Annotated in this window: 8 protein-coding genes; 7 read left to right on the forward strand and 1 reads right to left on the reverse strand. The window is 29.8% G+C overall.

What is annotated here, in order from left to right:
- Positions 1–314: 314 nt before the first annotated feature.
- From SPJ33_RS02935 to nagA, 7 genes are all read left to right on the forward strand, one after another.
- Positions 315–467 carry a zinc-ribbon domain-containing protein gene (locus tag SPJ33_RS02935; RefSeq protein WP_039312227.1) on the forward strand — a complete coding sequence of 51 codons (153 nt, stop codon included), beginning with the start codon at positions 315–317 and terminating at the stop codon, positions 465–467.
- Between the two features lie 641 nt (positions 468–1,108).
- Positions 1,109–2,089 (forward strand): mannose/fructose/sorbose PTS transporter subunit IIA, encoded by a 981-nt coding sequence (locus SPJ33_RS02940; RefSeq protein ID WP_321116485.1) that lies wholly within the window; start codon positions 1,109–1,111, stop codon positions 2,087–2,089.
- A 50-nt stretch (positions 2,090–2,139) separates the two neighbouring features.
- A complete protein-coding gene (locus SPJ33_RS02945; protein WP_321116486.1) occupies positions 2,140–2,946 on the forward strand; it encodes a PTS mannose/fructose/sorbose transporter subunit IIC in 807 nt (268 codons plus the stop codon).
- Positions 2,947–2,965: 19 nt separating this feature from the next.
- Entirely contained in the window at positions 2,966–3,877 is a 912-nt protein-coding gene (locus tag SPJ33_RS02950) for a PTS system mannose/fructose/sorbose family transporter subunit IID (protein WP_321116487.1), read from the forward strand.
- A 98-nt stretch (positions 3,878–3,975) separates the two neighbouring features.
- A complete protein-coding gene (locus tag SPJ33_RS02955) occupies positions 3,976–4,353 on the forward strand; it encodes a DUF956 family protein (RefSeq protein ID WP_321116488.1) in 378 nt (125 codons plus the stop codon).
- Positions 4,354–4,418: 65 nt separating this feature from the next.
- Positions 4,419–5,159: a glucosamine-6-phosphate deaminase gene (nagB, locus tag SPJ33_RS02960; RefSeq protein ID WP_321116489.1), complete on the forward strand. Its 741-nt coding sequence runs from the start codon at positions 4,419–4,421 to the stop codon at positions 5,157–5,159.
- Between the two features lie 18 nt (positions 5,160–5,177).
- Positions 5,178–6,311, forward strand: coding sequence for an N-acetylglucosamine-6-phosphate deacetylase (gene nagA, locus SPJ33_RS02965; protein ID WP_321116490.1), 1,134 nt, complete (start codon positions 5,178–5,180; stop codon positions 6,309–6,311).
- A gap of 31 nt (positions 6,312–6,342) precedes the next feature.
- Here the strand turns inward: nagA and SPJ33_RS02970 are convergent, their stop codons facing one another.
- A complete protein-coding gene (locus SPJ33_RS02970) occupies positions 6,343–6,582 on the reverse strand; it encodes a hypothetical protein (protein WP_321116491.1) in 240 nt (79 codons plus the stop codon).
- Between the last annotated feature and the right edge of the window lie 243 nt (positions 6,583–6,825).

Consider the following 6,825-nt stretch of genomic DNA (forward strand, 5'->3'; position numbering starts at 1 on the left):
AATTTATCTGTAACTAATCTACTAAAAAGTATAGTTTATTGTATTTACTTCTTCAATAGGAACCTTACTTCGCTTATACAATATTTTCAATATGGATATTAAATAGATTTAATTAGATATTATTTGGAAAAAATTTTATTAAATTTTTATTATTTACAAAAATAATAGAAAAAGGTTGCAATTAAATAAATAGTATGTTATTATAAATGAGTAGCAAAGATGCTAACAAAAAAAGTTTCATTTAGGTAAATAGTTTCTCGAAAATTAGAGATTATTATATCAATTTAGAATCTTTAATTTTAGGAGGAATGTTTATGACAGATAAAACATTAGAATGTAGAGATTGTGGAAGTGAATTCGTATTTTCAGTAGGAGAGCAAGAATTCTATAAAGAAAAAGGATTCACAAATGAGCCAACAAGATGTATATCTTGTAGAAGAGCTAAAAAAGAACAAAATAGAAGATAATTTTAGATTGTTAAAGGTTGTAGTTTAAACTACAACCTTTTTTTATCTTTAGAAAACCTCTTATTAGATGTTAAAGCTAAAAGAGATTATAGCTATGATTAATAATAAAATTATCAGTGTATTAATTAAAGCATAAGTGTATCATAACAACAATTAAATAAAAAATTTAATAACATTATAAGTATTAGATTAAGTATTTATATAGGATGTGCTATTGAAAAAGCTATTGTCTGGACAGTTTAATATAGGAAATTATAGAAATATATTAAATAAAACCACAATAAAAGTTATTGATAAAACGAATAATATATTGAACATCATGCTAAATGAGAATGAAATTTGTTATAAGGATTAAATGTTTAAATAAGTATATCAAAACAACTTGAAACTAAAAAGAACAGTATCAAAAAATAATTAAAGTGTATTAAAGAAAAAGATTTCAATAGACGAAATTAAAGTAAAATCATTGAATTACATAGCTTTAAGCACATTGAAGGGGCTTAATACATTTTATTGGCACAATATTTGCTAATAATATAGGTATAGATAATTAAAATTGATTTGTAAAAATTAATTTTAATTATAAGTTTTTAGAACTTATTTATAAATTTATCGTAGCAAATGAAAATAGGAGGTATATTATGGTAGGAATTATTCTTGCTAGTCACGGTGAATTTGCTAAAGGCATTTTGCAATCTGGTTCAATGATTTTTGGAGAACAAGAAAACGTACAAGCTGTTACGTTAATGCCTAGTGAAGGACCTGATGATATTAGAGCAAAAATGAAAGAAGCAATCGCTTCCTTTGATAATCAAGATGAGGTTTTATTCTTAGTTGATCTATGGGGTGGAACACCATTTAACCAAGCAGATAGCCTAGTTGAAGAACATAAAGACAAATGGGCAATCGTAGCTGGTATGAATTTACCAATGGTTATTGAAGCTTATGCTTCTCGTTTCTCAATGGAATCAGCACAAGAAATTGCTGCTAATATCCTAAAGTCAGCTAGAGAAGGAGTTAAAGTTAAGCCTGAATCATTAGAACCTGAAGAGTCTACTAAAGCTACTACAGATTCTGTTCAACAATCTAACAATGTAGGTGCGCCTGGCTCTTTTGAATACGTTTTGGCACGTATTGATTCACGTTTACTTCATGGTCAAGTAGCAACTGCTTGGACAAAAACTGTAAAACCAACAAGAATTATTGTTGTATCAGACGATGTAGCTAAAGATGAACTTCGTAAGAAATTGATTCAACAAGCAGCTCCTCCTGGAGTTAAAGCGCATACTGTTCCAGTTAGTCAAATGATTAAGCTTGCAAAAGATGATCAACACTTTGGAGGACAGCGTGCATTACTTCTTTTTGAAAACCCAGAAGATGTACTTAGAGCAGTAGAGGGAGGAGTACCTATAAAGACAGTTAATGTTGGTTCTATGGCTCACTCTCCAGGTAAGGTTCAACCAAATAAGGTACTTGCTTTTAATCAAGAAGATATTGACACTTTTAATAAACTTAAAGAAGCTGGATTAGATTTTGATGTTCGTAAAGTTCCAAATGATACAAAAGGAAATATGGATGAAATTCTTAAAAAAGCACAAGAGGAATTAAATAAATTAAAATAATTTGATTTAATATAAATAAGTTATTTTAATGAAAAGGAGGATTAATAACAGTGGATTTAAATATAATTCAAATAATATTAGTTATTATTATTGCATTCTTAGCTGGTATGGGAGGGATCCTAGACGAATTCCAATTTCATCAACCATTAGTTGCTTGTACTTTAATAGGTTTAGTTACAGGTAATTTAATACCATGTTTAATCCTAGGCGGTAGTCTTCAAATGATCGCTTTAGGTTGGGCAAACATAGGTGCTGCCGTAGCACCAGACGCAGCATTAGCATCTGTTGCAGCTGCAATTATCTTAGTTCTTAGTGGCGAAGGGCAAGCGGGAATATCTTCAGCTATCGCTATAGCAATTCCACTAGCTGTTGCTGGATTATTATTAACAATTATTTGTCGTACTATTGCAACAGCATTCGTTCATTTCATGGATGCAGCAGCTAAAGAAGGTAACTTTAGAAAAGTTGAAATGTGGCACATTATAGCAGTTTGTATGCAAGGTATACGTATAGCACTTCCAGCAGCTTTAATTTTAGCAATCGGTGCAGGTCCAATCAGTGAATTACTTAATGCTATGCCTGCTTGGTTAACAGATGGTTTAGCAATAGGTGGTGGAATGGTTGTAGCAGTTGGTTACGCAATGGTAATAAACATGATGGCTACAAAAGAAGTATGGCCATTCTTTGCAATCGGTTTTGTATTAGCAACTGTTTCAGAAATTACACTTATAGGACTTGGTGCAATAGGTTTATCTTTAGCTCTTATTTACCTAGCACTTTCTAAAAAAGGTGGTTCAGGTAATGGAGCAGGTACAAACACTGGAGATCCTTTAGGGGATATCATCGATAAATATTAGGGAAGGAGAGTAAAAGAAGATGGCAAAAGATTTGAAATTAACAAAAAAAGATCGTATTTCTGTTTGGTGGCGTTCAACTTTACTTCAAGGATCTTGGAATTATGAAAGAATGCAAAATGGTGGTTGGGCATTCTCATTAATCCCTGCAATTAAGAAGTTATATAAAACTAAAGAAGATAGAGCAGCTGCTTTAACACGTCACTTAGAGTTCTTTAATACTCACCCATATGTAGCTTCACCTATTCTTGGGGTAACATTAGCATTAGAAGAAGAACGTGCAAATGGAACACCAGTAGATGATATAACTATTCAAGGTGTTAAAGTTGGTATGATGGGACCTTTAGCAGGTATCGGAGACCCAGTCTTTTGGTTTACTGTTAGACCAATATTAGGAGCTTTAGGTGCTTCACTTGCTATGACTGGTAGCTTACTAGGTCCAATTATTTTCTTCGTAGCATGGAACATTATTCGTATGGCATTTACTTGGTATACACAAGAATTTGGTTATAAAGCAGGTTCTCGTATTACAGATGACTTATCAGGAAGCTTATTACAAGATATTACAAAAGGTGCATCAATACTTGGTATGTTTATTCTAGGTTCACTAGTTAATAGATGGGTTTCTGTTAAATTTACACCAGTAGTATCAAAAGTTCAATTAAGCCCAGGTGCTTATATTGATTGGAATAGCCTTCCACAAGGGGCACAAGGTATAAAAGAAGCCCTACTACAACAAGCATCAGGAATGTCTTTAACTCAAGATAAAGTTACAACATTACAAAATAACTTAGACTCATTAATTCCTGGACTTGCAGCATTAATACTTACACTTATTTGTATGTGGTTACTTAAGAAAAAAGTATCTCCAATTGTAATAATCCTTGGATTATTTGTACTTGGAATTGTGTTCCATTTAATTGGATTAATGTAATAGTTTATTAAGCCTGGGCTTTTTGCCTAGGCTTTTATTAACATAAAGAGTAATTTTAAATAATAGAAAGATAAAGTTATAGATAAAAGGAGAAAAAAATGATTCAGTCACTTAATACAAAAGTAGATTTAGCAATTGATGCAACAGCTTTTACAGGTATTGCTGATTATGGAAAGATAATGATTGGTAATAAAGCATTTGAATTTTATGATTCTAATAATCCACGTAAATATATTCAAATTCCTTGGGAAGAGGTGGATTATGTTATAGCCTCTGTTTTATTTAAAGGAAAATGGATTCCAAGATATGCAATAAGAACTAAGAGAAATGGGACTTATACCTTTGCATCTAAAGATGCAAAGAGAGTACTTCGTGCTATTAGGAATTATGTTGATCCAAATCATATGGTATATTCATTAAGTTTTTTTGATGTATTAAAAAGAGCAATGAAATCTATCTTTAAAAAAGCAAATTAATAACATGCATTGCAGTATTAAAAAAGGTATTTATTTAAAATAGAATTTATAGGGGATGAGAAGTTATGAAAATAATTGTTTCAGAAGATTATAATATGCTTAGTAAGGCAGCAGCAGATATTATTGAAGAAGTAATAGATGAAAAAAATAATGCAGTTTTAGGATTAGCAACAGGAGGAACTCCAATCGGAACATATGAGGAACTTATAGATAGGTATAATCAAAAAAGGATTGATTTTTCTAAAATAACAACTATAAATCTTGATGAGTATATTGGGCTTGATGGAAATAATACTGAAAGCTATAGATATTTTATGAATGATAAACTATTTAATCATATAAATATTGATAAAGACAAAACATTTCTTCCAAATGGTGTTGCAGAAGATATAGAAAAAGAATGCAAGGAATATGATAAGAGAATTGATGAAATTGGAGGAATTGATGTTCAAATTTTAGGTGTTGGAAATAATGGGCATATAGCATTTAATGAGCCTAATAAATATTTAGATTTAAATACTCATGTAGTAGAACTTAAAGATGAAACAATAAAAGCAAATTCAAGATTTTTTGATTCTTTAGATGAAGTGCCTAAAAAAGCAATAACAATGGGAATAGGAAAGATAATGCAAGCTAAGAAGATAGTATTATTAGCTTGTGGTAAAAGTAAGGTTAAAGCTATAGAGGGATTATTAAGTTCTAAAATAACTACTGAGAATCCAGCAACTATATTAAATTTGCATCCTGATGTAACTTTAATAATAGATAGAGAAATTAAGGAAAACTTAAAGGATTTTGACTTCTAGAACTGAAGGTGATGTATTATGATAATAAAAAACTGCAAGATTATATTTAAAGATGGTATTAAAAATGGTTCAATACTTATTAAGGATGGAAAGATATCTAAGATAAATCCAAAAAAATATGATGATGAAATTATTGACGCAAAAGGATTATATCTTTCTCCAGGATTTATTGATGTTCATATTCATGGGGCAGGTGGATATGACACTATGGATGGAACTTCTTATTCTATAAATACTATATCAAAAGTAATAATGAAACATGGGACTACTTCATTTCTTCCTACAACTATGACAATGTCTATAGGAGATATAAATAAAACATTAAGAGTTATAAAGAGTGTTAAGGAAGAGGGAAGCTTAGGTGCAAATGTTTTAGGTGCACATCTTGAAGGGCCATTTATAAATTTAGATGCTGTAGGTGCACAAAACTTTAAATATATTTTAAAACCATCAATTGAAGAATATAAAAAAATGGTTGATGGATGCGAAGATGTAGTAACTTCAATTACTTTAGCACCAGAAGTAAAAGGGGCTAATGAGTTAATTGAATATATATCTAAAAAAGGAGTTATATGTTCTGTAGGACATACAAAAGCAACTTATGAAGATATAATTAAATCCATAAAATATGGTGTCTCACATTCAACTCATCTTTATAATGCAATGTCAGGATTTAATCATAGAGAGCCTGGTGTTGTTGGGGCTATATTTGACAGTGATATAAAAACAGAAATAATATGTGATGGTATACATGTTTCATATCCAGCATTAAGAATTGCATTTAAGATAAAATCAACAGATAATGTTCTTTTAGTAAGTGATGCAATGAGGGCATGCTGTATGGAAGATGGTAAATATGAACTTGGTAATCAAGATGTATATGTAAAATCAGGTGTAGCAAGACTTGAAAATGGAGCGTTAGCAGGTTCTGTATTAACTTTAGATAAAGCTATAAAAAATGTTCATGAACATTGCAATATTCCATTGCATGAAGTTATAAAAATGGCTACTTATAATCCAGCAAAATATTGTAAAGTAAATAACCATAAAGGACTTATTAAAGAAGGGTATGATGCAGACTTAGTATTATTTGATGAAAACATAAATATAAAAAGAGTATTTATAAATGGAGAAGAAAAATTAAAAAAATAAATTTCAATCTAAGATAGGCAAATAGCCTATCTTATTTTTTATCATGATTATCTGAAGCATCAAGTACATTAGATAATATAGTCTGTTTATTTGTTTGTGATTTTGGATGCATATAAGATAATATTTCTTCATTTGAGAAATCATCATTAATTTTAAGTTTATCTAAATCTTTACTAAGATTAGTTATCATATTTGCTTCATTAGATTCTGTTACATGAGTTTTTAATACATGTGCTAATATACCAACAGGATTTCCATTTTTATCTTTCATTTAACTACCTCCTTATCTTTAATTTTATTATCTACATTAATTAATATTTAATCCTTGAAAGCTTAAATAAAAAATATAAATCCATGAATAATATCAAAAAATAAACAAATAATATTAAATGATTTTATACAGAGAATATTTAGGTATAGAAGGGAGATTGACATAAAGTATGAGTGAAACAATTAGGGAAAAACTAGAAGGGCGTGTAAGTTATCATGACTCTGTTGAAGAGATGTTAAAGAG

It is taken from the genome of Clostridium sp. (genome assembly GCF_034179595.1).
Classification (GTDB): Bacteria; Bacillota; Clostridia; order Clostridiales; family Clostridiaceae; genus Clostridium.

Excerpts from the sequence above, each read along its gene's own strand:
- SPJ33_RS02940 (WP_321116485.1), top strand. The coding sequence starts at position 1,109 with ATGGTAGGAATTATTCTTGCTAGTCACGGTGAATTTGCTAAAGGCATT.
- SPJ33_RS02935 (WP_039312227.1), top strand. The coding sequence starts at position 315 with ATGACAGATAAAACATTAGAATGTAGAGATTGTGGAAGTGAATTCGTA.
- SPJ33_RS02950 (WP_321116487.1), top strand. The coding sequence starts at position 2,966 with ATGGCAAAAGATTTGAAATTAACAAAAAAAGATCGTATTTCTGTTTGG.
- nagA (WP_321116490.1), top strand. The coding sequence starts at position 5,178 with ATGATAATAAAAAACTGCAAGATTATATTTAAAGATGGTATTAAAAAT.
- nagB (WP_321116489.1), top strand. The coding sequence starts at position 4,419 with ATGAAAATAATTGTTTCAGAAGATTATAATATGCTTAGTAAGGCAGCA.
- SPJ33_RS02955 (WP_321116488.1), top strand. The coding sequence starts at position 3,976 with ATGATTCAGTCACTTAATACAAAAGTAGATTTAGCAATTGATGCAACA.
- SPJ33_RS02970 (WP_321116491.1), bottom strand. The coding sequence starts at position 6,582 with ATGAAAGATAAAAATGGAAATCCTGTTGGTATATTAGCACATGTATTA.